The following is a 22,684-nucleotide window of genomic DNA, read 5'->3' on the forward strand; positions in this document are numbered from 1 at the left end:
CGCCTGCTGCTGGACCTGCCGCAGGCGTCGCCCACCGAGGACGGCGGCGTGCTGCTGTCCCTGCTGAACCCGGCCGACGAATGGCCGGCCCCGGAGGCGGCGGTCGAGCTCGGCCGCCGGTTGGCCGAGGCCGGCGTCCTGTTCCCGGCGACCGGGTCCTGAGAAGGCGTGGTGGCGGGCGTCCGGCCCGCCACCCACGCTGCCGGCGCTCCGGTGCGCCACATCAAAGTTCCACGTCACCTCGTGATCAACCCGGACACGGTGCGCGGCCTGGCGAGACCGGCGCGATGGTCCCCGGAGGGCCGCCACGCCCAGGGTCAAGGTGGTCATCACGGTCTGACTGGCATGACGCGCTCAGTGTGGTCGATAGAGTTCGATTCCCGTCACCATGGTGAGATGAGCAGGCGGCGGGCGAATCTGCTGGCGGGTGGACTGGCGTTGCTGATCGTCGTGGCCGCCGGAATCTGGATTGCGGCCGATCACCGGGGCACCGCGGCGGAGCAGGCCGCGACGGCCACGATCAGCGGTGGTGACACCGGCGTCCTGGCCGTGTCGGTGGCCCTGCTGCTGGTAATCGGGGAACGGTGGATGAGCGGCCGCCGGCGCCGCCGGGAGGCGGTTTCGGCCGGGGCTGTGGGCGCGTCTCGCGGGCACGGTCCGGATCGACTGTCCGATGCCGACTTCACCCGGCTCGGTGTACGGCGGCCGCTCTATGCCGACCAGGCCCCACGGGACCAACTCCCGTACGCGCCCCGCGGCTTGCTCGACGACGTTCTCGACCGCGCCCTGCGGGACCACCCTTTCGTTCTCGTGCACGGACCATCGGCCGCCGGGAAGTCCCGGTCGGCCGTCGAGGCGGCACGGCGCCAATACGGTGACCGCCCGGTCATCGTCCCGGACCGGCGTCCGAACGTTCTCCACGAGATAATTCGGGCTGACGCGGTTCCGCCGAGAGCCGTGATCTGGCTGGACGATCTCAACGAGCATCTTGATGCGAACCTGGGCGCGGTCACCGTCGGCGACATCACCCGACTGCTGGAGCTGGACGACGTGCGGATTGTCGGAACGATGCGCGCCTCCGCGTTTTCGCAGACCTTCGACAGCCAGGGCGAGATCCAGTCCACCCATCGCGGCGTCCTCGACCTGGCCGAGCGGGTCGAGTTCCCGGCCATGGACGAGCGTGATCGCGCCGCCGCGGCCGAACGCCTCTCCGACCATCCGGACGTGGTGGACGCCCTCGCCCGTGGCATGAGTCTCGGCGAGTACCTTTCCGCCGGCCCGGAGCTGGTCGGCCAGCTCGGACCGACGGCGCCGCCGGAAGGCCTTGCGGTGGTCCACGCCGCCGCGGCATGGTTCCGGGCTGGCATGTCCGGGGCCGCGCCCGACGCTTTTGTCCGGGCCGTCTACCCGCGGTACCTGGTTGATCATCTACAGGGCGCCGGTTACGACCGGGGCCGGGCGTGGGCGGCCAAGCCGGTGTCGGGCGCCCGGATCATCTCGGTCGGGCCGGACGGCGGGATCACGCTCCACGACTACGTCATCGACCATCTCACCGCCAAATCCCCGAAGGGACTGCCCGCCCCGGTCTGGGATGCCCTGGCCGAGGAACTCGCGCCGAACTTCGACGCAATCTTCCAGGTAGCGGTGACGGCCGTCGTCACCCACGATGATCATGCCGCCGGAGTTCGGCTGATCCGGCTCGGGGCTGAGGCCGGTCATCCCCTTTCCCGGACGGCCCTCGGCTGGTGGCTGCTCGATATGGGCACCCAGGAGGCGCGGGATGAGGCGCTGTGGTGGCTGCGGACGGCGGCCGAGAGCGACGACACGGACGCGATGCGGCTGCTCGGGCAGGCTCTGCTGGCGCTCGGCCAGGACCGCCAGGTCGACGAGCCGGTGTACTGGCTGCGGCGGGCGGCTGACCGCGGCGACGAGGAGGCGGCGACCCAACTGTTGTCGGCCCTCGTCAACCGGCACCGGCCGGAGGATCTGGACGAGGCCGAACCGCGGCTCCGCGCCGCGGCCGACAGCGATCCCACGCCGGCCAACCACCGGGAACTGGCCGCCCTGCTGATCTGGCGCGACACCGCGCCGGCCAGATCCGAGGCCGCCGGCCTCCTCCGGCCGCTCGCTCTGTCCGGCGACCCGTCGGCGCAGTTCCTGCTGTTCCGGGCCTTCCAGGACGCCGACCCGGCCGAGGCCGGGCGATGGCTGGACGCGGCGGCCAAGGCCGGACACCCTCGGGCTGCAACCCAGCTTGGTCTGCGACGGCAGGAGGCGGAGGACTTCGCGGACGCCGAACGCTGGTTCCGGATGGCAGCCCAGGCCGGTGAGTCATACGCCATGATGTTGCTGGCAGTGCTGCTGGTCCGCGGTGACGACGGCGAACGGCTCAACGAGGGTGTCGAATGGGCGACGAAGTCGGCCGAAGCCGGGAACTGGCACGCCGTGGACATCCTGCTGAAGTTGCACGGTCTGGCCGAGGACGAGTCCACGCCGTGGCTTCGGAAGGCAGCCGCCGCAGGCCACCCCGAGGCCGCAACCCGTCTGGCCATGTACCTGGTCCGTGACAAGGGGCCGGAGAGCCTGGCCGAAGCCCGGCCGTGGCTCCGGCGGGCGGCCGATGCCGGATCGCCGGACGGGATGTGCTTCCACGGCTGGTTCATGTATGCCCAGGACGGCCCGGAGCATCGCGCGGAGGCTCTGACCTGGCTGCGGCGATCGGCCGAGGCCGGATCGGCCCAAGGGATGCTGGTGCTCGGCGCGATCCTCCGGGAAGCCGAGGCCACCGAATCGGAGGGCCGGGAGTGGATCCGACGGTCCGCCGAGCTGGGCGAGATCAAGGCCATGAATCAGTACGGCAAGATTCTGCTCGACGAGCTCAAGCCGGTGGAGGCGCTGGCCTGGTGGCAGAAGGCGGCGGCCCGCGGCGATGCCGCCGCGCAAACCCTGGTCGACAAGTTCCGGGAGTACGGGTTGAACTGACCCGTGCGCCCACCGGCTCCGACGCCGACTCTCCCGGATCGTGGCGACTCGTCGGTGGTCTGTTGATCACTGGGCCGGCGGGCTCGTCTCGGACCGCAGGTGTTCGCGCAGCCAGCTTTCGGTGTTGCTGACGTGCAGCAGCGCCGCGGCCTGTGCGAGTGGGCCGTCGTGGGTGGCCAGCGCCTGGTAGATCGCCGCGTGCTCGGCGACGGTGCGGTCGGCGGCGTCGCCGTCGACGAGGCCGCGCCAGATCCGGGCCCGCACGGTTCTGCCGGAGATGCCCTCCAGCAGCGTCAGCAGGGTGTCGTTGCCGGTGGCCGCGATCACGGCCCGGTGGAAGGCGGCGTCGTGCAGGTTGAGCAGCTCGACGTCGTCGCGGGCGGCGTGCATCGCGTCGAGGTGCTTCTTCACCTCGGCCAGGTCCGGCTCGGCGATCCGGGCGGCGGCCAGCGCGACCGCCACCGGCTCGAACAGGCGCCGTACCTCCATGATCTCGAGCAGCGAGCCGGTGTCGCCCTGCAGCAGCTCGACCGCGCCACCGAGGCCGCCGAGCAGCAGGTCGGGCTGCAGGCTGGTGACGTAGGTGCCGTCGCCCCGGCGGACCTCGAGGACGCGGGCCACCTCGAGGACCTTGACGGCCTCGCGAGTGAGGTTGCGGGACAGGCCCAGTTGCGCGGCCAGCTGGGGCTCCGGCGGCAGTTTCGACCCCGGGGCGAGCTCGCCGGACCGGATGAGCTCGCGGATGTGGGCGATGGCCTTGTCGGTGAGTGACATGCGGGATTCCTCCACGGCGACCAGGGCGGGCCTCGGCTCCGGCTTGATCGCCTCAGCGGAGCGTAGCAGCGAGCAGGGGACAGGCAGGCCGGACGTAGGCGGCCGACTAGTCCGGCTTGAAGGAGGGGCGCCCTCGCCCTTCTCCCCGGGGCGCCCGCTCCAGTCCTCGGTCAGCTGAACGAGCTGACGTTCTCCTTGGTGACCATCTCGGTGCCGGTGTCGATGGTGGCCGGGACGGTCTGGCCGCGGGCCGCCGCGACCGCGGTCTCGATGCCCTGCGACCCCATCTTCGCGGGGAACTGGGCGACGGATCCGGTCTGCTCGCCGGCCTTGATGGCGGCCAGCTCGTCCGGTGAGGCGTCGAAGCCGACGACGGTGATGCTGCCCGGCTTCTTCCCCGCGCCCTTGACGGCCTGCAGCGCGCCGGTGATCGGGGGACCGCAGGCGCCGTAGATGGCGGTCAGGTCGGGATGCGCGGTGAGCAGGTCCTGCGCGGCGTTCAGGCCCTTGGTCTGGTCGCAGTCGGTGGCGGGCTCGCCCACGACCTGCGCCTTGGTGCCGAGGGTTTCCTTCATGCCCTTGACCCGGTCGTCGAGCGACGGGTTGCCCACTCGCCCCTGCAGCACGCCGATCTTGGCGCCGGCCGGCAGCTGACCGGCCAGCCAGGTGCCGGCGAGCTTCCCGCCGGCCAGGTTGTCGGTCGCGACCACCGAGCTCTTGCCGGTCCATCCGGGGATGTCGTTGTCGACCAGAACCACCTTGATGCCGGCCTGGACCGCCTTGTCCAGCGCGGTCTGTACCGCCGGGCTGGTCGGGGTGATCGCGATGGCCTTGACGCCCTTAGTGATCATGTTCTCGATGATGTTGATCTCGCCCTCGTCGTCGGTGCCGCTCTTGCCCTGGCCGAAAAGCACCTCGACGTCGGCGTGCTCCGCGTCGTACTTCTTCACCGCGTCGACCATGGTGTCGTAGAAGTCGACCGGGAACTTGGTGATGAAGCCGACCTTGAGCGCCTCGGTGCTCGTGCCGGATCCTGCGCCCTGGTCGTCGGAGGAGCAGGCGCCGAGCGGCGTGCACAGCGCCGCAGTGATGGTCGCAGTGAAGAGAGTGATGAGTCGTGGTCTGCGCTGCATCGCTATCTGGTCTCCTTCGGACGGTCAGCCCGCCCCGCCCACGATGAGTGACACGATCCTTTCCTTGTTCTCCGGCCGGGGAACAGCCTCCCCGACCGCACGGCCGCGGCGCATGACCACGGCCCGATCCGCTATCTCCATCACGTGGTCCATCGCGTGCGAGACCACGATGATGGCGAGGCCCTCGGCGCGCAGGCGCAGGATGAGGTCGAGGACGTGCCGCGACTCGCGCACGCCCAGGGCCGCTGTGGGCTCGTCGAGGATCACCACGTTGGTGGCGAACGCCGCCGCCCGGGCGACGGCGACCGCCTGCCGTTGGCCGCCGGACATGAGACCGACGGGGGTGCGCAGGTCGCGTACGCCGACCTCGAGCCGGCGCAGCACGGACGCGGTCTCGTCCGTCATGGCCCGCCGGCGGACGAATCGCAGGCCGCGGGGCAGCCATCGGGGCGCGGCGACCTCGCGACCGGCGTAGAAGTTCGCCGCCGGGTCGAGGTTGTCGAACAACGCCAGGTCCTGGTAGACGGTCTCCAGGCCGAGCGCCCGAGCGGCGGCCGGCGATCCGGGGTCGACCCGCCGGCCGTCCACCTCGACGGTGCCCGCGTCCAGCCGGTGCACGCCGGTGACGCATTTGATGAGCGTGGACTTGCCGGCGCCGTTGTCGCCGAGCAGGGCCAGCACCTCGCCGCGGCGGGCGTCCAGGTCGATGCCGTCGAGCGCGACCACCGCGCCGAAGCGCTTCGTGGCGCCGCGCACGCTGAGCGCGGGCGGGTTCGCGGTCATGAGTGTGCCCCCTGCAGGATCCGGAGGCGTTCCTCCAGCCGCCCGCGGAGGACGTCGAGCTCGACGGCGAGCACGATCACCACGCCGATGACGATCGGCTGCAGGAAGGCGTCCACGTCGAGCAGGTTCATCGCGTTGCGGATGACGCCGATCATGAGGGCTCCGACGATCGCGTTGCCGACGTGGCCGCGACCGCCGTGGAAGCTCGCGCCGCCGATGACCACCGCGGCGATGGCGTCCAGTTCGGCGAGCTCGCCGAAGGTGGGCGACCCACCGTTGAGCCGGCCCGCGTTGATGACCGCCGCCACGCCGGCCGCCAGTCCGCTCAGGACGTAGACGGAGACCACCACGGATTTGACCGGGATGGCGGCCCGCCGGGCGGCGTCCGGGTTGCCGCCGACCGCGAAGATCCACCGGCCCCAGACCATCGACCTGGTGAGCACCAGCGTGACCAGGGCCAGCGCGGCCACCAGGAAAGCCGAGTACGGCAGCCAGCCGATCGCTCCGCCGCCGATGGTCTGGACCAGCCGCGGCATGCCGCTGATGGGTTGCCCGCCGGAGAGCCACAGTGCCAGCCCGCGGGCGATGCTCAGCATGGCCAGGGTCATGATGAAGGGATGGGGCAGGCGGCCCCAGACCAGGACCACCCCGTTGACCACGCCGACGGCGGCGCCGGTGGCCAGCATGGCCAGGATGACCAGCGGGCCGGAGCCGACCGAGCCGAACACGAGCGCACCCACGACCGCGGAGAGGGCGAGCGTCGAGCCCACCGAAAGATCGATGCCGCGAGTGACGATCACCAGGAGCTGGGCCAGGGCGAGGATGGTGATCACCGCGGTCTGGCTGAGCACGTTGCCGAGGTTCCGGGTGGTGAAGAAGACGGGGGACAGGGCGGCGGCCGCGAGCACCACGATCAGCAACATCAGGGCCGGCCCGATCCGCAATGCGCGCAAGCCCAGGTCAGGCAGGCTGCTCGGGCCGGGCGCGGGGCGCGCCGACCCGCCGGAACCGGAAGGTTCGGATGGGCCGTCGGCGGCGCGCACCGGGCCGGCGGCTGACGTGCCCGGCTGAGCGTCACGCTGGACGGCGTCGGGTGCCATGAGACCTCCACGAGGTGCCGGACCGGCTCAGGGTGGTGGCTGCGATAAGTAGCGGGAATCTAACCCGGGATTCATCCCATGTCCATAGCTCGCGCAGCTGCTCATGTAAGGGCTATGTAACCAGGCGGCGGGTAAATCCGACGGTTTTGTCGGGATAATTACCCCCGTATCGGGCAACCAGGACGCCTGGCCCGTCCGTCGCTTGAGAAGATTCATGGGATTAATTTGCAGCACGGTCCCCCACGTCGCCGGCGCAAGCGTCGCAGCTCGATTGATGGGATGACTCGACGGCCGAGTCGACGGATCTTCCGGAGAAATGCCGACGACGTCTGGACACCTCGCGGGCTCGGGCCTTAAATACATCCCATGTCATGTGAGAACGTCACCGGGTGTTCTCGCGTCCGAAACATCGCCCGTCCATCTGGCCGACCAGTAGGAAAGAGCAGCGATGAAACACATAGCCGTCCTGCGCACCGTCGTCTCCGTCACGTCCGCGCTGATCCTGGTCAGCGCCTGCAGCAACGCTTCCGGCACCGGCACCGCGGCGGACGGCAAGCCTGTCGTGGGCGTCGACTACCCCCGGTCGGACACCGACTTCTGGAACTCGTTCATCAAGTACACGCCGAAGTTCGGTGACGAGCTCGGGCTGACGCTGAAGACGACGAACTCGCAGAACGACGTCGCCAAGCTGACGGCCAACGTCCAGACCTTCATGAGCCAGGGCGTCAAGGGCGTGGTGATGGCGCCGCAGGACACCGCCGCGATCGCGCCGGCGCTGGATCAGCTGGCCGCGAAGAAGATCCCGGTGGTCACCGTGGACACCCGGCCCGACTCGGGCAGCGTCGCCATGGTGGTCCGGGCGGACAACCGCGCCTACGGCACCAAGGCGTGCCAGTTCCTCGGTACCAAGCTCGGCGGCAAGGGCAAGGTCGTCATGCTGGAGGGCGGCCTCGACTCGATCAACGGCCGGGACCGCACCGAGGCGTTCAACGAATGCATGAAGAGCAACTTCCCGCAGATCAAGGTCTTCGGGGAGGCCACCAACTGGGACGGCGCGGTCGCGGCGCAGAAGCTGCAGACGGACCTGACCGCCAACCCGGACATCAAGGGCGTCTACATGGAGTCGAGCTTCGCCCTCTCCGGTACGTTGCAGTTGCTGAAGCAGAAGGGCCTGCTGGTGGCGCCGGACGACCCGAAGCACGTCTTCATCGTGTCCAACGACGGCATCCCGGAGGAGCTCAAGGACATCGCGGCCGGCCAGATCGACGCCACCGTGTCCCAGCCCGCCGACCTGTACGCCAAGTACGCCCTGTTCTACCTGAAGGCGGCGATCGCCGGGCAGACGTTCAAGCCCGGCCCGACCGACCACGACAGCACGATCATCCAGGTCCGTGACGGGGTCCTCGAGGACCAGCTGTCCGCCCCGCTGGTGACCCGGGACGGCGCGTCATACGGCGGCGTCGCCAGCCTCAAGAGCGAGGACCCCTCGCTGTGGGGCAACAACCTCAGCTGACGCGGCCCACGACAACGAAGGCGGTTGGGATGCCGTACGCATCCGCCCGCGCCGGCGACGGGCGGTCCACCGAGGATCCGCCCGTCGTCCAGGCGACGGGCATCACGAAGAGATACGGGCCTACGGTCGCGCTGAACGGGGCCGGCATCGCGGTCGCGGCGGGGGAGACGCACGCTCTCGTGGGCCGCAACGGGGCCGGCAAGTCGACGCTGGTCTCGATCCTGACCGGGCTGCAGGCGCCGGACGAGGGCGCGGTCAGCTTCGCCGGCCGGCCCGCGCCACGGCTCGCCGAGCGGGACGCCTGGCGCGAACGGGTGGCCTGCGTCTACCAGAAGTCGACGATCATCGGCGAGCTGACCGTCGCGGAGAACCTCTTCCTCAACCGGTACGACCGCGGCCGTACCGGCCTGGTCAAGTGGTCCGCGCTGCGCCGCCGCGCCGCCGAGCTGCTGGCCGCGTGGTCGGTGGATGTCGACCCGCGGACCTCCGCCGGTGACCTCTCGGTGGAGCAGCGCCAGTTCGTGGAGATCGCCCGGGCGCTGTCGTTCGGCGCCCGTTTCATCATCCTCGACGAGCCGACGGCCCAGCTGGACGGGGCGGCGATCAGCCGGTTGTTCGGGCGGATCCGGGATCTGCAGGCGCAGGGCGTGACGTTCCTGTTCATCAGCCACCACCTCCAGGAGATCTACGAGATCTGCGACGTGGTGACCGTCTTCCGGGACGCCCGGCACATCGTGACCGCCCCCGTCGCCGACCTGCCCCGCGCCGACCTGGTCGCGGCCATGACCGGCGACAACGCGGCCACCGGCCGACGGGAGCGCCGGCGTACGGTCGACGCCGCCGCGCCGGCCGCCCTGAGCGTTCGCGACCTGGTCGGCGCCGAGGGCGCCTACCGGGACGTGAGCTTCGAGATCGGCGCCGGCGAGATCGTGGGACTCGCCGGCGCCGCGGGCAGCGGGCGCACCGAGGTGGCGGAGACCGTGGTCGGGTTGCGCGCGCCCGCCGGCGGCCTGGTCGAGATCGCGGGGCGCCGGCCGAGGCCCGGCAGCGTGCCCGACGCGCTGTCGGCCGGCGCCGGGTTCGTCCCGCAGGACCGGCACCAGCAAGGCCTCGTCCCGGGCATGTCGGTCGCCGACAACGGGACCCTGTCGGTGCCGGGCCGGCTGGGCCGGCACGGCTTCATCAACACCCGGCGCCGGGACGCGATCGCCGCCGGCCTGATCGAGAACCTGGCGATCAAGACGCCGAGCCCGCGGCTGCCGGTGTCCGGGCTGTCCGGCGGCAACCAGCAGAAGGTCGTCATGGCCCGGGCGCTGGCCGACAACCCGCGGCTGCTGGTGCTGATCAACCCGACGGCCGGCGTGGACGTACGGTCCAAGGAGTTCCTCCTCGACAAGGTCGAACAGACCGCGCAGTCCGGTGCCGGCGTGCTCATCGCCTCCGACGAACTCGACGACCTGCGCGTCTGCGACCGCGTCCTGGTGATGTTCCAGGCCCGGGTCACCGCCGAGATCGGCCGCGGCTGGCACGACCACGAGCTCGTGGCCGCCATGGAAGGAATGGACCTCGATGCCTGAGACCGCCCTCGCGGAAACCCCCGCACCCGTGGCCGCCGGAAAGCGGCTCATCGGCGGCCGGATCCCCCTCGCGCGGTTGCGTGACCTCGCCCTGGTGCCGGCAATTCTGATCATCGCGCTGGTCGGGCAGATCGTCAGCCCGGTCTTCCTGCAGCCGGACAACCTGCTCAACGTGCTGCAGACGATGTCCGAGATCGCCCTGCTGGTGCTGGCCGAGGCGATGATCCTGATCGTCAAGAAGATGGACCTGTCGCTCGAGTCCACCATGGGTCTGGCGCCCGGCGTCGCCGCCTGGCTGGTCGTGCCGGTCGGCGCCGGGCACGGGCTCGGCCTGCTGCCCGGTGGCTGGGCGATCCCAGTCACCCTCGCCGTGGGCGCGCTCGTCGGCGCCGTCAACGCGATCCTGATCATCCGGTTCGGGCTCAACGGGTTCATCGTCACGCTCGGCATGCTCATCGTGCTGCGCGGCACGCTGACCGGCATCTCCGGCGGCCAGACCTTCTTCCACCTGCCGGCGTCGATGCTCTACCTCGGCACCACCGCATGGCTCGGCGTGCCGGCGTCCATCTGGATCTGCCTGACGCTGTTCGCGGTGGCCATCGTCGTGCTCGGCTGGACCAGCTTCGGCCGGTCCCTGTACGCGATCGGCGGCAACGTCGACGCCGCCAAGGCCGCCGGCATCCGCACCGACCGGGTGCTGTGGATCGTCATCGTCACCGGCAGTGTGCTCGCCGCGCTGGCCGGGCTGCTGCTCTCCGGACGGCTCGCGTCGGTCGCCTCGGCCCAGGGCAACGGCTACATCTTCACCGTCTTCGCGGCGGCCGTCATCGGCGGCATCAGCCTCAACGGCGGCAAGGGCACCATGTTCGGCGCGTTCACCGGCATCCTGCTGCTGTTCATGATCCAGAACGTGCTCACCCTCGCCGGCATCCCCGCGCAGTGGATCGGCGCTCTCAACGGGCTGATCATCCTCGCCGCGCTGATCATCTCGCGGATCACCGGCGGCAAGGTCCAGGACTGAGCCGTGAACCCATCTCTCCCAGGAGTCGCCAGCATGCCTTCGACCGCCCGCATCGTCGCCCTGGACGTCCTGGACGTGCGGTTCCCGACGTCCGAGCACCTGGACGGCTCGGACGCGATGAACCCGGAGCCGGACTACTCGGCCGCCTACGTCCGGCTGTGCACCGACGCCGGCGACGGTCACGAGGGGCACGCTCTCGCCTTCACCACCGGCCGCGGCAACGACGTGCAGGCCAACGCCATCGCCGCCCTCGCCCCGTACGTCGTCGGCCGCACCGTCACCGACATCTGCGACGACCTCGGCGGCTTCGCCCGCACCCTCGTCCACGACCCGCAACTGCGCTGGCTCGGCCCGGAGAAGGGCGCCATGCACATGGCCACCGGCGCCGTCGTCAACGCCGCCTGGGACCTGGCCGCCAAGCGGGCGGGCCTGCCGGTGTGGCGGTTCCTCGGTGAGATGTCCCCGGAGGAGCTGGTCGCCCAGGTCGACTTCCGCTGGCTCTCCGACGCGCTCACCCCGGAGGAGGCGGTGGACATCCTGCGCCGGGCGGAGCCGGGCCGGCGGGACCGGATCGATCTGCTGCTCGCGGGCGGCTATCCCGCGTACACGACCTCGCCGGGCTGGCTCGGCTACACCGACGAGAAACTCGCCCGGCTGGCACGTGAGGCCGTCACCGACGGCTTCAGCCAGATCAAGCTCAAGGTGGGCGCCTCGGTGGAGGACGACGTCCGGCGGATGACCGCCGCCCGCGAGGCGGTCGGTGCCGGGGTACGGATCGCGGTGGACGCCAACCAACGCTGGGACGTGCAGCAGGCGATCGACTGGATGCGGGAGCTGGCGCCGTACGACCCGTACTGGATCGAGGAACCGACCTCGCCCGACGACATCCTCGGCCACGCCACGATCCGCCGGGCCCTACGGCCGATCAAGGTCGCCACCGGTGAGCACGTCGCCAACCGCGTCGTCTTCAAGCAGCTGCTGCAGGCCGGCGCGGTGGACATCGTCCAGATCGACTCGACCCGGGTCGGCGGGATCAACGAGAACATCGCGATCCTGCTGCTCGCCGCCAAGTTCGGCGTGCCGGTCTGCCCCCACGCGGGCGGCGTCGGCCTGTGCGAGATGGTCCAGCACCTGGCCATGTTCGACTACGTCGCGGTCTCCGGCACCATGCACAATCGCGTCATCGAATACGTCGACCACCTCCACGAGCACTTCATCGACCCGGTACGCATCCGCCACGGCCGGTACGTCGCGCCCACCTTGCCAGGGTTGAGCGCCCAGATGCACCCGGCGTCGCTCGAGGAATACGCCTACCCCACCGGACCCGTATGGGCCTCCCGTGTCTGACACCGCCGCCGGCCTGGTCGACGCTCACCACCACCTGTGGGACCTGGCCGCCCGCGCGCAGGACTGGCTCGCCGAGCCGGCATACGCGCCGATCCGGCGCACTTTCACGGTCGACGACCTGCGCGCCACGGCGACGCTTCCCATCGCCGGGCGCCGGCTGAGGGGCAGCGTAGTGGTGCAGTGCGTCACCTCGGTCGCGGAAACCGAGGAACTGCTGGCCCTGGCCGGCCGGGATCCACTGGTGAGGGCCGTGGTCGGCTGGGCCGACCTGGCCGACCCGGCCGTCGGGGAGGTGGTGGACCGGCTCCGCGAGGGGCCGGGCGGCGGCTTCCTGCGGTCGCTGCGCCACCTGGTGCAGGCCGAGACCGACCCGGAATGGCTGCAACGGCCCGCCGTCGAGCGTGGCCTGGCCGCCCTCGCCGAGCGCGGACTCGGCTACGACGTCCTTGTCCGCGCCGGTCAGCTGCCGCAGGCCGTCCGCCTGGCCGAGCGGCTCCCGCAGCTGCGCCTGGTGCTCGACCACGCCGGCAAACCGCCGATCGCCACCGGTGACCTCACCGGGTGGCGGCGCCACGTGCGCGCCCTCGCCGCGCATCCGCAGGTGTGCTGCAAGGTGTCCGGGCTGGTCACCGAGGCCGACCACGCGTCGTGGACGACCGCCGACATCCGCCCGGTGTGGGAGGTGCTGCTGGAGGCGTTCGGGCCGGGCCGGCTGATGTACGGCTCGGACTGGCCGGTCTGCGTGGTCGCCGGCGGCTGGGACCGCTGGGCCGGCACGGTCGGCGAGCTGGTCGGCGAGCTCTCGCCCGGCGAGCAGCACGCCATCGTCGCCGCCACCGCCACCGCCTTCTACCGGATCGACGAACTGCCGCCTGCCCGCCTAGAAGGGACCCTGCCATGACGACCGCAGTCGCCGTCCGCTACCTCGCCGCCCGTACGCTGGAGACGGGACCGGCCGTGACCGCGCCGCCCGGGCCCGGCGAGGTGGAGATCGCTCCCGCCTTCGTCGGGATCTGCGGCACCGACCTCCACATCTTCCACGGCAGCATGGACGCCCGGGTCAAAGCGCCCGCCGTCCTCGGCCACGAGATGTCCGGCCGGATCACTCAGGTCGGAGCCGGCGTGACCGGCTGGCGGCCGGGGGACCCGGTGACCGTGATGCCGCTGCGGTGGGACGGGGACTGCCCGGCCTGCGTCGCCGGCCACCGGCACATCTGCCACCACCTGAACTTCATCGGCATCGACTCGCCCGGTGCCATGCAGCAGCGCTGGACAGTGCCGGCCGACACTCTGGTACGACTTCCCGACGCGCTGGCCCTGGACCGGGCGGCGCTGGTCGAGCCCGTCGCGGTGGCCGTGCACGACGTGGGCCGGGCCGCCGTGCGCGACGGCGAGCGGGTCGTGGTCGTCGGTGGCGGCCCGATCGGCGTGCTCATCGGGCTGGTCGCGAAATCCCGGGGCGCCGACGTCCGGCTGGCCGAGATCAGCGGCTACCGCCGGTCGGTCGCCGAGCGGCTGGGGTTGTCGACCTGGAACCCCGCCGACGACGACATCGCCGAGCTGACCGACGCGTGGACCGGTGGCGCGGGCGCGGACGTCAGCTTCGAAGTGTCCGGCGCGGCGGGCGGGGTCACCACCGCGGTCGACGTCCTCGGCGTACGCGGAAGGCTTTGTCTCGTGGCCATCCACCCCCAACCGCGAGAAATCAACCTGCACCGCTTCTTCTGGCGCGAACTGACCCTGGTGGGAGCTCGGCTGTACGAGCGCGCCGACTTCGAACAGGCGGTGGCGCTCGTCGCCGGCGGCACCGTCCCCGCCGAACTGCTGATCAGCAAAATCGTCCCGCTGGCCGGGTCCGCCGTCGCGTTCGAAACCCTGGAGCGCGGCGACGTGATGAAGATCCTGGTGGAGTGCGTATGAACCCCTTCGACCTGACCGGAAGACTCGCCGTGGTCACCGGCGCCCGGCGCGGCATCGGCCGCGCGATGGCCCTGGCCCTCGCCGAGGCGGGCGCCGACGTCATCGGCGTCAGCGCGAACCTCGAGGAAGCCGGCAGCGCCGTGGAGAAGGACGTCACCGGCGCCGGCCGGTCGTTCGAGGCGATCCGCGCCGACCTCGCGTCGCCCGCAGTCGTGCGGGAGCTGGGGGACAACCTGGCCGGGCGCGAACGGCCGGTGGACATCCTGGTCAACAACGCCGGCACGATCCGGCGCGCCCCGGCCGACCGGCACCCGGACGCCGACTGGGACCTGGTGCTGCAGGTCAACCTCAGCGCCCAGTTCGCCCTCGCGAAGGCCCTGGGCGCCGCGATGGTCGCCCGCGGGACCGGGAAGATCATCTTCACCGCGTCGCTGCTGAGCTTCCAGGGCGGCATCACCGTGCCCGGCTACGCCGCCGCCAAGCACGGCGTCGCCGGCCTGACCAAGGCCCTGGCGAACGAGTGGGCGCCGCGGGGCGTCAACGTCAACGCGATCGCCCCGGGCTACATCGCCACCGACAACAACCAGGCCCTGCGCGACGACCCGGTCCGGGCCGCCGCCATCCTCGACCGGATCCCGGCCGGGCGCTGGGGCGCCGCCGCCGACCTCGCCGGTGCGACCGTCTTCCTCGCCTCTGACGCGGCGGCCTACGTGCACGGCGCGATCCTGCCGGTCGACGGCGGATGGCTCGGCCGATGAGATCCCTGCGACGCCGGCTGGTCGCCGGCACCACGCTGAAGCTGACCGAGCTCGGCTTCGGCGGGTCCACGATCGGCAACCTGTACCGCGAGACCTCACCCGAGGACGCGGCCGGCGCGGTGGCGGCGGCCTGGGGCGCCGGCATCCGCTACTTCGACACGGCGCCGCACTACGGGCTCGGCCTGTCCGAGCGGCGGCTCGGCGCCGCCCTGCGCGGATACCCCCGGGAGGACTTCGTCCTCTCGTCGAAGGTGGGCCGGCTGCTTGTCGACAATCCCACCCCGCGCGGCACCGACACCGAGGGCTTCGCCGTGCCCGACGACCTCTGCCGGAGATGGGATTTCAGCCGCGACGGCGTGCTGCGGAGCATCGACGCCACCCTGTCGCGCACCGGCCTCGACCGGCTGGACCTCGTCTATCTGCACGACCCGGACGACCATTGGCGGCAGGCCGCCGACGAGGCCATGCCCGCCCTCGCCGACCTGCGCGACGAGGGCGTGATCGGGGCCATCGGCGCCGGCATGAACCAGTCGGCGATGCTCGCCCGGTTCCTGCGCGAGACCGCCGCCGATGTCGTCATGCTGGCGGGTCGGTACACCCTGCTCGACCAGTCGGCCCTCGACGACGTGCTGCCGGCCGCGGCCGAGCAGGGCAAGAGCGTCGTCGCGGTCGGCGTGTTCAACTCCGGCCTGCTGTCCCGCGATCGGCCGACGGACGGCCTGACCTACGACTACCAGGTGGCGTCGCCGGAGCTCGTGGACCGGGCCGTGCGCATCGCCGAGGTGTGCGAGGCGTTCGGCACGACCCTGCCGGCGGCCGCGATCGCGTTCCCGTTCACCCACCCCGCCGTCGTCAACGTGACGGTCGGCATGCGAACGGCCGCCCAGGTCGCCCGGAATGCCGAACTACTCGGACGGCCGGCGCCGGCGGACCTGTGGGCGGCGCTGCGCGCCGAAGGTCTGGTGCGCGCCGAGATCATCACGCGTGGATAAGAGGATGGGGAACGGATGAGGCGGGTCGCATCGGTCATACAACTCCGGCCGGAGAAGGCTCAGGAATATCTCGAACTGCACAAGGACGTCTGGCCGGGCGTCGAGCAGCGGCTGCGGGACAGCAACATCACCAACTATTCGATCTTTCTGCGAGACGGGCTGCTCTTCGCCTACTACGAATACGTCGGCGACGATTTCGACGCCGACATGGCAGCGGTCGCCGCCGACGCGACCACCCGCGAGTGGTGGAAGCTGACCGACCCGTGCCAGCAGCCCCTGCCCACCGCCGGTCCCGGCGAACGATGGGTCGAGGCCACGGAGGTCTACCGCCTCCGAGAACAGCCATAGACGGGGGTCATAGCGGTACGTCGTGGCGTGTGACGGGGTCAGCGGTAGGCGCTGACCCCCGCGAGGTCTGCGCCGGGTTGCGCAGCGCGAGTGCCGCGCCGAAGATCGCCGCGTTCTTCGCCGGGGCCATCTTCGACCGCGCCGAGTACGGCCGGTGGGTCATCGACGCGGAGGTGTCGACCAGGACCAGGGTGCGGCCGGTCAGGGCCGGCACGTTACGCACCGACGCGTTGAGCGCCTGATCCAGGCCGTGGCCCAGCGCAGGGACGGCGCCGCGTCGTACGCGGCCAGCCACCGGTACGGGAACATCCGCGACCGCGCGACCTGCTCCGGGTCGGCGAACCGGGCCACGGTCCGCGCGGCCACCGTGTCGGACACGCCGGCCTCGTCGAAGTTGCGCAGGTTCCGCGCGAGCCCCAACAGCCCCATGTGCGGGATGATCGCCCCGGCTCGTCGGCGCGCAGCAACGCGGCGTCGACCAAGGCGCGGTTGCCGCCGGCGAGGCCGGCCGCGCGCCGCGCGTGCACACCTTCGGCCGCGGCGACGATCGGCGCGGACCGCAGGTTCGCCACCGTCCGCAGCCACCGCACGAAGCCGGTCAGCCAGGCGAGGTCGGTCACTCTCCTAATACCGGTCAGCCGAGGTTGTTCCTTACGGAACACCGCTACACGTGGTGTGAAGCAGCGCCACAGCGGAAATGGCATGGGCGTGGAGCCCGTAGCCGGAATCGAACCGGCGAACACCCGCTTTGCAGACGGAGCCCTTGACCACTCGGGCATACGGACACGTGCCCCCGGCAGGACTCGAACCTGCGACCTCGACGCTCGGAACGTCGCGCGCTCTCCATCTGCGCTACGAGGGCATGGTGCGGGATGAGGGACTCGAACCCCCTCAGCGCGTGCGGCCGGGTTACAGCCGGCCCCGACTCTCCAACGTCGGCGATCCCGCTTGGGGTGACTGACCGGAGTTGAACCGGCGTCTCCGGGGCCACGACCCGGCGCTCTGCCATTGAGCTACAGCCACAGTCCCCGCACCTGGGATCGAACCAGGGGCCTCTCCGGTGTGAACGGAGCGCTCGTACCGCTGAGCTATACGGGGTCGACATGCTCCCAACAAATTTTCGCGACTGCGGCCCATGCCGTGGTGGCTTACTCCTGCAAGAGTCTGGTCGACAGGATTTGAACCTGCAGCCTCCGCACCCCAAATGCGGCGCTCCACCAAGTTGAGCTACGACCAGCTGCGTTGCGACGACGATCTGACCCCGCTGCCTGACTGGCTGCGCTCAGCCCCGAACGAAGGCACGCGCTGGGTTCTGCAGGCAGTCCTCGCGCTGGCCGACGCCGGATCGGAGATCTGCTGGCGGGGCGACATGCGCCACCTCCCGTCCGTCGGCGTCACGAACGCCACCCCATACCTGGTCGTCAAGCAAGACGACAACGGCAGCACGTTCGTCGTCACCGCCAGCCCAGAACCTCCAGCTGCCGCGACGATCTCCTTCAGCGTCCCCGCCCGCAGCATTGGTGTCTGGACCCATCCCACGCCCGAAGACAGGGCGGCCACCAGCATCGACGCCTTGATCCTGCCACCGCAGTCACCCGGCGCCGAACCGCCATTCTGACCGTCACAGCGACAGGAGCGGCCCAGCTCGGGCGAGAAGCCGATACCGCGGCTGCGACGGCGAATCGATTGGCATAGTGAGGCAGTGCCGAACCTGGACTTCTACGCTGCGGACGACGACTGGTCTGCCGTGCTGCGCGTCGTGTTCGACCTGGGCTTGTTTCGCGTCTTCGAGGCCGATTCCCGCCATGACCACGAGCTGCGCGAGTTCCGAACCCTCGACGAGGTCGCTTCTGATCACCATGGGCGGCACTTACAGCTGCTGGTCGTCGGCGCCGGCCCGGAGCCAGTGGCGAAACGCATCAACTTCCTGCCAGGGATCGTCGATGCCACCTTCCGATACACCTGCGAAGGCTGGGGCCTCATCCAGTTGCACTACGGCGGTGTCTTCAGAGACCGTGAGCTGCGCTGGAGTCACACCAACCACAACACGGAGAAGCGCGCATCAGCCTGGGCACGAACCGTGGACCACTTGGGCGATCCCGCCGCATGGGACTGGCCGGCCGTCACCAGCGCCTCCGGCAAGATGAACAGGGCGATCCGCCGGATGGCCGTCGGCAAGGTCCGCTCACACCCGGTGCTGCCGCACGCCGCGCAAGTCATCGCGGAAGCGAACCTGCGATACGAGTACGGAATCGGCATCCACGCGACGCCAGCGTTCGGGGTGACGCCGTAGCTGGATGAACGGTGCATGCCCGGCGCTGACGACGCGACAGCGCGATGCAACGCACCCGTGGAGCCACGGGGACTCGAACCCCGCCATCCGCCTTGCAAGAGCGGCGCTCTTCCATCTGAGCTATGGCCCCGAAGTTCGTGACGGAAGGTTCCATCGCGGTGTTCTCCCTGCTCACCGCCCGTCCGGCGTCCCATGTCTGCAGATAAAGATCGAACTCCCAACCTCCCGGTTGCGGGCCGGGCGCTCTACCAGTTGAGCTACAACCCCTGTTCCGCACCGGGTTTGATGGAGACATCGAAACCTGGGAGGAACACCGGTAATGCCAGCACCGAAGAAGTACAGCGATGAACTGCGTGAGCGTGCGACCCGGCTGGCGGTCGAGGCTCGGCGGGACCCGGCGGCCGCGGTCGGGGCGATCCGGCGGATCGCCGATCAGCTCGGAGTGCATCCGGAGGCATTGCGGACCTGGGTGAAGCAGGCCGAGACCGACGCCGGGCAGCGGCCGGGCACCACCAGCAGCGGACGCTGAGCGGATCGCCGCGCTGGAACGGGAGAACCGTGAGTTGCGGCGGGCGAACCAGATTCTGAAGTCCGCGGCGTCTTTCTTCGCGGCCGAACTGGACCGTCCACCGCGATGAAGGTCGCCTTTGTCGACTCCCACCAGGGCGAACACGGTGTCCAGCCGGTCCTGCAGGCGCTCGAAGGCACGCCGGCGCAGATCGCAGCGTCGACCTACTACGCCGCCAAGAGGCGCCCGGCCAGTGCCCGCTCCCGGCGCGACGCTGAACTCACCGAGATGATCAAGCAGATCCACGCGGAGAACTACGGCGTCTACGGCGCTCGGAAGATCTGGCACGAGCTGCACCGCCGTGACGTGCGGGTGGCCCGGTGCACCGTTGAACGGCTGATGCGCGCCGCTGGGCTGCGCGGGCTGCTACGCGACAAATCGCCACGCACGACCCGCCCCGCAGCCGAGACCAGCAGGCCTGCTGACCTGGTCAAACGGGACTTCACGGCCGTGCGCCCGAACCAGCTGTGGGTCGCCGATCTGACCTACGTGCGCACAAGCGTGGGCTGGGCGTACGCCGCGTTCGTCCTCGATGTGTACTCCCGCATGATCGTCGGCTGGCAGGTATCCACGAGCCTCTACACCGACCTCGCGTTGGACGCGCTAAAAATGGCGATCTGGCGACGCGAGAATCAAGGGGCTGACCTGCACAAACTGACCCACCACTCCGATAGGGGTGTGCAATATCGAGCGATCCGCTACACCCAGCGCCTCGCCGAAGCCGGCGCCGTCGCCTCGGTCGGCTCCAAGGGCGACTCGTACGACAACGCGATGGCCGAAGCGTTCAACTCGCTCTACAAGGCCGAACTCGTCCGCAACCGAGGGCCCTGGCGCGGACTCGACGACCTGGAGATGGCCACCGTCGAATACATCGACTGGTACAACAACCGCCGCCTGCACGGCGAGCTCGGGCACATCTCACCCGCCGAGCACGAGGCCCTACACGCCATGACCCAGCCGGTCAGCGCACCCCTGGAAACCAGCTAACCAACTCTCCATCAAACCCGGGGCTTGACACCCCTTTGCATGCGATGCCTGCTGACCTGCCTGTTGCGCTCCCCGACAAGGATTCGAACCTCGTCCTCGACGTCCAGAGCGTCGCGTCCTGCCGATTAGACGATCGGGGATGGAGAACCGACCGCGTGCGGCCGGCGTGAAGGGTGTTGTGACGGCCCGCCGCCGCACGGTGGCGCCGGCGGGCCCTGATTTTCATGCCATTTCCGCTGTGGAGTTCTCAATTCCGAGGCCCGGGCGGGTCTCGACGGGTCCATGCCCGCACGGGTTGTGCGGGGGACGAAGCAGGGGTGACAGGACTCGAACCTGCAACCTTCGGATTTGGAGGCCGCTGCGCTTCCGGTTACGCCACACCCCTCTGAGATGTGTTCTTGGAAAGTGAAAAGGCCGCCTTCCCGGGTTCGGGAGGCGGCCTTGGCGCGGGGCGCTTGGGCTCAGGCGCTCGGTGGCGCCTCCCGGTATGTGGGTTTGCTGAGCTGCTGGTCGACGAGCCGTCGGGTCGTCCCGAATGCGCAGCAAGCCGCGGCCGGCAGCGAATGCTGCGGCTCGGTCACGGCGTGCCAGCGGTTCATCGGGAGTGCTCCAACTCGAGTCGATTGTGGGCGGATTGGTGTCGTTCCTTGGTGCTGATATAACGGTAGAACATTCACCGGGCGTCAGCGAACGCATTTATTGGAGCCGCCGATTTGACCGCCGATTCGCGCTTGGGTTGCCTCTCCAGCGGGTCGCTTGTCGGCAGGTCAGAGCCGGTCGCCGGACCAGCGCTTTCGGAGAGGCGATCCAGGCCGACACCACCGGCGGTCACGGCGATCAACTGAACCGCAGTGTCTCGGACGCCGCCGGCGGCACGGGCGGGATCAGCCGGCGGGATCAGCCGGGTGGCCCAGGCTGCGCCGGCACCAGCGCCGGGATCGGCGGGGCCCGGCAGGCGACCGCGGATCTGGCCCGCATGTTGACCGAGCTGAAGGCGCTGGTGGACGGCCGGCGCGACCAAGTTCATCGCGTGGTGTAACCACTGTAATAGGTTCACCGGTTGACATCCGGGAGAGCCGGTGTAACGGTTACGGTGGTTGTCTCGCGCCTGGTGCCTGTACTGCGCCGGTGACGCGTCAGCAAAAGGAGACTCCACCGTGGTAGTTCACTGCAGCCCGGTGTTCGGTGCGGATGCGGAGAAGCTCATACCGCTCCTGCACGATGCCGAGGAGGACGACGAACGGATCCGTACGGCGTTGCGTGATCCCGCCTGTCAGGCGTATGTGGCGCGCGTCGATGAACAGTCTGTCGGAGCCGCCGTGGTCCGCTGGGACGACGTCGAACCCGGCGAGATCCTCTACATCGCGGTTGCCGACACCGAACGCGGGAAGGGCTACGGGCGGCAGATCATCGCCGCGATCCAGGCCGAGCTGCCCGCTCGGGGACGGACCTTGCTGGTCGGTACGGCGAACTCGTCGCTCGACAACATCGCCTTCTACCAGAAGTGCGGATTCCGCATGTACGAGGTGAAGAACAACTACTTCTCCTACATTCAACCCCCGATACGGGAGAACGGGATCGTCATGCGCGACATGATCGTGTTCAGATACGACCTGGACGCCGGGTGACCGGCGACGTGCGGGTGCTGCTCGTGAGCGGGAGCACCCGCGCCGCCTCGACCAACACTGCCGCGCTGCGGACTGCCCGGCTGGTGGCGCCGGAGGGATTGACGGCCGTGCTGTACGACGGCCTGATCGATCTGCCGGCGTTCCGGCCGGACGCCGAGGTAACGAACGGCGCCGTGGACGACCTGCGGAACCAGCTCGCGACGGCCGACGCGGTCCTGTTCTGCACGCCCGAGTACGCGGGCTCCCTGCCCGGCAGCCTCAAGAACCTGATCGACTGGACCGTCGGGAGCGGTGAGCTGTACCGCAAGCCGGTGGCGTGGGTCAACGTGGCGGCGAACGGCCGTGGCGGCGGTGCCAGCGCCGACCTGGCGAAGGTGCTGGGCTATGTCGACGCCGCTGTCATCGAGCCGGCCTGTGTCCAACTGCCGGTGCATCGCGGCGCCGTGGGCGCGGACGGCACGGTGGTCGACGCGGCCTTTCTCGCCGGTCTTGCGGGGGCCCTGCGAACGATCGCCGACTGGGTCGAATGTGCCGGACTATGCCGTACCGCCCTCGATGATCCGGCCGGCGTTTAGCGTGGGCGGCCTACAGGTACGTGTCGCCCGGCAAACCGCTCAGCTGCACACCGTTGTCGCGTTCTACCGTGACCGTCTCGGGCTGCCCGAGATCGGCCGCTTCACCGGACACGACGGATACGACGGGGTGATGATCGACCTGCCCGGGACCGGCGCCCATCTCGAGTTCACCTCGACCACTCACGTTGAACCGCCACGGCCGCACGTCGAGGACCTCCTCGTGCTGTACCTGGGAGACCGCCAGACCGTGGACGAGCTGTTGGCACGGTCGGGCGCCGAACCGGTTCCCAGCGCGAACCCGTACTGGGATCGCGTCGGCGTGACCATCACCGACCCCGACGGGTTCCGAATCGTTCTGGTCGCCGACACGTGGACCGACTGAACG

The 22,684-nt window shown here is 70.1% G+C and carries 21 protein-coding genes, 9 tRNA genes and 1 pseudogene; 17 read left to right on the forward strand and 14 right to left on the reverse strand.

Translation table 11 applies throughout. From position 1 onward, the window contains the following. The first annotated feature begins 396 nt into the window (after positions 1 to 396). Entirely contained in the window at positions 397 to 2,982 is a 2,586-nt protein-coding gene (locus ACFQS1_RS32140; protein WP_378975688.1) for a tetratricopeptide repeat protein, read from the forward strand. A gap of 66 nt (positions 2,983 to 3,048) precedes the next feature. Here ACFQS1_RS32140 and ACFQS1_RS32145 read toward each other — a convergent pair whose 3' ends face one another. The 4 genes from ACFQS1_RS32145 to ACFQS1_RS32160 form a co-directional block, all read right to left on the reverse strand. Further along, entirely contained in the window at positions 3,049 to 3,756 is a 708-nt protein-coding gene (locus tag ACFQS1_RS32145; RefSeq protein WP_378975690.1) for a FadR/GntR family transcriptional regulator, read from the reverse strand. Between the two features lie 170 nt (positions 3,757 to 3,926). After that, a complete protein-coding gene (locus ACFQS1_RS32150; RefSeq protein WP_378975692.1) occupies positions 3,927 to 4,889 on the reverse strand; it encodes a sugar ABC transporter substrate-binding protein in 963 nt (320 codons plus the stop codon). Between the two features lie 24 nt (positions 4,890 to 4,913). After that, positions 4,914 to 5,672, reverse strand: coding sequence for an ATP-binding cassette domain-containing protein (locus tag ACFQS1_RS32155; RefSeq protein WP_378975694.1), 759 nt, complete (start codon positions 5,670 to 5,672; stop codon positions 4,914 to 4,916). Then, positions 5,669 to 6,772, reverse strand: coding sequence for an ABC transporter permease (locus tag ACFQS1_RS32160; protein ID WP_378975696.1), 1,104 nt, complete (start codon positions 6,770 to 6,772; stop codon positions 5,669 to 5,671). The genes ACFQS1_RS32155 and ACFQS1_RS32160 overlap by 4 nt, the downstream gene beginning before the upstream one ends. A 448-nt stretch (positions 6,773 to 7,220) precedes the next feature. Between ACFQS1_RS32160 and ACFQS1_RS32165 the strand changes: the two genes are divergently transcribed. From ACFQS1_RS32165 to ACFQS1_RS32205, 9 genes are read left to right on the forward strand one after another with little or no spacing between them, the layout of a single operon-like run. Continuing rightward, positions 7,221 to 8,285 (forward strand): sugar ABC transporter substrate-binding protein, encoded by a 1,065-nt coding sequence (locus ACFQS1_RS32165; protein ID WP_378975698.1) that lies wholly within the window; start codon positions 7,221 to 7,223, stop codon positions 8,283 to 8,285. Between the two features lie 29 nt (positions 8,286 to 8,314). After that, on the forward strand, positions 8,315 to 9,862 hold the full coding sequence (locus ACFQS1_RS32170; RefSeq protein ID WP_378975700.1) for a sugar ABC transporter ATP-binding protein: 1,548 nt from the start codon (positions 8,315 to 8,317) through the stop codon (positions 9,860 to 9,862). Beyond that, positions 9,855 to 10,883: an ABC transporter permease gene (locus ACFQS1_RS32175; RefSeq protein WP_378975702.1), complete on the forward strand. Its 1,029-nt coding sequence runs from the start codon at positions 9,855 to 9,857 to the stop codon at positions 10,881 to 10,883. Before ACFQS1_RS32170 ends, ACFQS1_RS32175 begins: the two co-directional genes overlap by 8 nt. Before the next feature lie 33 nt (positions 10,884 to 10,916). Continuing rightward, positions 10,917 to 12,230 (forward strand): L-fuconate dehydratase, encoded by a 1,314-nt coding sequence (locus ACFQS1_RS32180; protein WP_378975704.1) that lies wholly within the window; start codon positions 10,917 to 10,919, stop codon positions 12,228 to 12,230. Then, a complete protein-coding gene (locus tag ACFQS1_RS32185) occupies positions 12,223 to 13,131 on the forward strand; it encodes an amidohydrolase family protein (protein ID WP_378975706.1) in 909 nt (302 codons plus the stop codon). Before ACFQS1_RS32180 ends, ACFQS1_RS32185 begins: the two co-directional genes overlap by 8 nt. Next, the gene (locus tag ACFQS1_RS32190; RefSeq protein WP_378975708.1) at positions 13,128 to 14,150 is read left to right on the forward strand and encodes a zinc-dependent alcohol dehydrogenase; all 1,023 of its coding nucleotides are present in this window, start codon (positions 13,128 to 13,130) and stop codon (positions 14,148 to 14,150) included. Before ACFQS1_RS32185 ends, ACFQS1_RS32190 begins: the two co-directional genes overlap by 4 nt. Then, positions 14,147 to 14,908 (forward strand): SDR family oxidoreductase, encoded by a 762-nt coding sequence (locus tag ACFQS1_RS32195; RefSeq protein WP_378975710.1) that lies wholly within the window; start codon positions 14,147 to 14,149, stop codon positions 14,906 to 14,908. The genes ACFQS1_RS32190 and ACFQS1_RS32195 overlap by 4 nt, the downstream gene beginning before the upstream one ends. Continuing rightward, positions 14,905 to 15,900 carry an aldo/keto reductase gene (locus tag ACFQS1_RS32200; RefSeq protein WP_378975712.1) on the forward strand — a complete coding sequence of 332 codons (996 nt, stop codon included), beginning with the start codon at positions 14,905 to 14,907 and terminating at the stop codon, positions 15,898 to 15,900. Before ACFQS1_RS32195 ends, ACFQS1_RS32200 begins: the two co-directional genes overlap by 4 nt. A 15-nt stretch (positions 15,901 to 15,915) precedes the next feature. Continuing rightward, entirely contained in the window at positions 15,916 to 16,248 is a 333-nt protein-coding gene (locus tag ACFQS1_RS32205) for an L-rhamnose mutarotase (protein WP_378975714.1), read from the forward strand. A 201-nt stretch (positions 16,249 to 16,449) separates the two neighbouring features. Here the strand turns inward: ACFQS1_RS32205 and ACFQS1_RS32210 are convergent, their stop codons facing one another. The 7 genes from ACFQS1_RS32210 to ACFQS1_RS32240 all read right to left on the reverse strand — a co-directional run bounded on the left by ACFQS1_RS32210 (position 16,450) and on the right by ACFQS1_RS32240 (position 17,485). Further along, entirely contained in the window at positions 16,450 to 16,677 is a 228-nt protein-coding gene (locus ACFQS1_RS32210) for a TROVE domain-containing protein (RefSeq protein ID WP_378975716.1), read from the reverse strand. A 280-nt stretch (positions 16,678 to 16,957) separates the two neighbouring features. Continuing rightward, positions 16,958 to 17,033: transfer RNA gene (locus tag ACFQS1_RS32215), tRNA-Cys, on the reverse strand. A 3-nt stretch (positions 17,034 to 17,036) separates the two neighbouring features. Continuing rightward, positions 17,037 to 17,110, reverse strand: a tRNA-Arg gene (locus ACFQS1_RS32220). 1 nt (position 17,111) lies between these two features. Beyond that, positions 17,112 to 17,196, reverse strand: a tRNA-Tyr gene (locus tag ACFQS1_RS32225). Position 17,197: 1 nt separating this feature from the next. After that, positions 17,198 to 17,271: transfer RNA gene (locus ACFQS1_RS32230), tRNA-His, on the reverse strand. A 2-nt stretch (positions 17,272 to 17,273) separates the two neighbouring features. Then, a tRNA-Val gene (locus tag ACFQS1_RS32235) sits at positions 17,274 to 17,346 on the reverse strand. 65 nt (positions 17,347 to 17,411) lie between these two features. Next, positions 17,412 to 17,485 (reverse strand) — tRNA-Pro (locus ACFQS1_RS32240). Between ACFQS1_RS32240 and ACFQS1_RS32245 the strand changes: the two genes are divergently transcribed. Together ACFQS1_RS32245 and ACFQS1_RS32250 are read left to right on the forward strand one after the other, a co-directional pair. Beyond that, positions 17,453 to 17,866, forward strand: a complete 414-nt coding sequence (locus tag ACFQS1_RS32245) for a hypothetical protein (protein ID WP_378975718.1) — start codon at positions 17,453 to 17,455, stop codon at positions 17,864 to 17,866. The genes ACFQS1_RS32240 and ACFQS1_RS32245 overlap by 33 nt on opposite strands. A gap of 84 nt (positions 17,867 to 17,950) precedes the next feature. Beyond that, complete coding sequence (locus tag ACFQS1_RS32250) at positions 17,951 to 18,541, forward strand: hypothetical protein (RefSeq protein ID WP_378975720.1); 591 nt, start codon at positions 17,951 to 17,953, stop codon at positions 18,539 to 18,541. Between the two features lie 58 nt (positions 18,542 to 18,599). On the opposite strand, the gene ACFQS1_RS32255 is transcribed toward ACFQS1_RS32250, so the two are convergent. Then, positions 18,600 to 18,671 (reverse strand) — tRNA-Ala (locus ACFQS1_RS32255). A 189-nt stretch (positions 18,672 to 18,860) separates the two neighbouring features. Between ACFQS1_RS32255 and ACFQS1_RS32260 the strand changes: the two are divergent. Beyond that, positions 18,861 to 20,096: pseudogene (locus ACFQS1_RS32260) on the forward strand (IS3 family transposase). Positions 20,097 to 20,164: 68 nt separating this feature from the next. Here ACFQS1_RS32260 and ACFQS1_RS32265 read toward each other — a convergent pair. Beyond that, a tRNA-Gln gene (locus ACFQS1_RS32265) sits at positions 20,165 to 20,236 on the reverse strand. 172 nt (positions 20,237 to 20,408) lie between these two features. Then, positions 20,409 to 20,481, reverse strand: a tRNA-Trp gene (locus tag ACFQS1_RS32270). A 219-nt stretch (positions 20,482 to 20,700) separates the two neighbouring features. Here ACFQS1_RS32270 and ACFQS1_RS32275 point away from each other — a divergent pair. The 4 genes from ACFQS1_RS32275 to ACFQS1_RS32290 all read left to right on the forward strand — a co-directional run bounded on the left by ACFQS1_RS32275 (position 20,701) and on the right by ACFQS1_RS32290 (position 22,681). After that, positions 20,701 to 21,135, forward strand: coding sequence for a hypothetical protein (locus ACFQS1_RS32275; protein WP_378975722.1), 435 nt, complete (start codon positions 20,701 to 20,703; stop codon positions 21,133 to 21,135). A 139-nt stretch (positions 21,136 to 21,274) separates the two neighbouring features. Next, complete coding sequence (locus ACFQS1_RS32280) at positions 21,275 to 21,724, forward strand: GNAT family N-acetyltransferase (RefSeq protein ID WP_378975724.1); 450 nt, start codon at positions 21,275 to 21,277, stop codon at positions 21,722 to 21,724. Further along, positions 21,721 to 22,299 carry an NADPH-dependent FMN reductase gene (locus ACFQS1_RS32285; protein WP_378975726.1) on the forward strand — a complete coding sequence of 193 codons (579 nt, stop codon included), beginning with the start codon at positions 21,721 to 21,723 and terminating at the stop codon, positions 22,297 to 22,299. The genes ACFQS1_RS32280 and ACFQS1_RS32285 overlap by 4 nt, the downstream gene beginning before the upstream one ends. Beyond that, the gene (locus ACFQS1_RS32290; RefSeq protein ID WP_378975728.1) at positions 22,280 to 22,681 is read left to right on the forward strand and encodes a VOC family protein; all 402 of its coding nucleotides are present in this window, start codon (positions 22,280 to 22,282) and stop codon (positions 22,679 to 22,681) included. The genes ACFQS1_RS32285 and ACFQS1_RS32290 overlap by 20 nt, the downstream gene beginning before the upstream one ends. Positions 22,682 to 22,684: the final 3 nt, after the last annotated feature.

Origin of the sequence: Paractinoplanes rhizophilus, from assembly GCF_042664765.1 — a bacterium.
GTDB lineage: Bacteria > Actinomycetota > Actinomycetes > Mycobacteriales > Micromonosporaceae > Actinoplanes > Actinoplanes rhizophilus.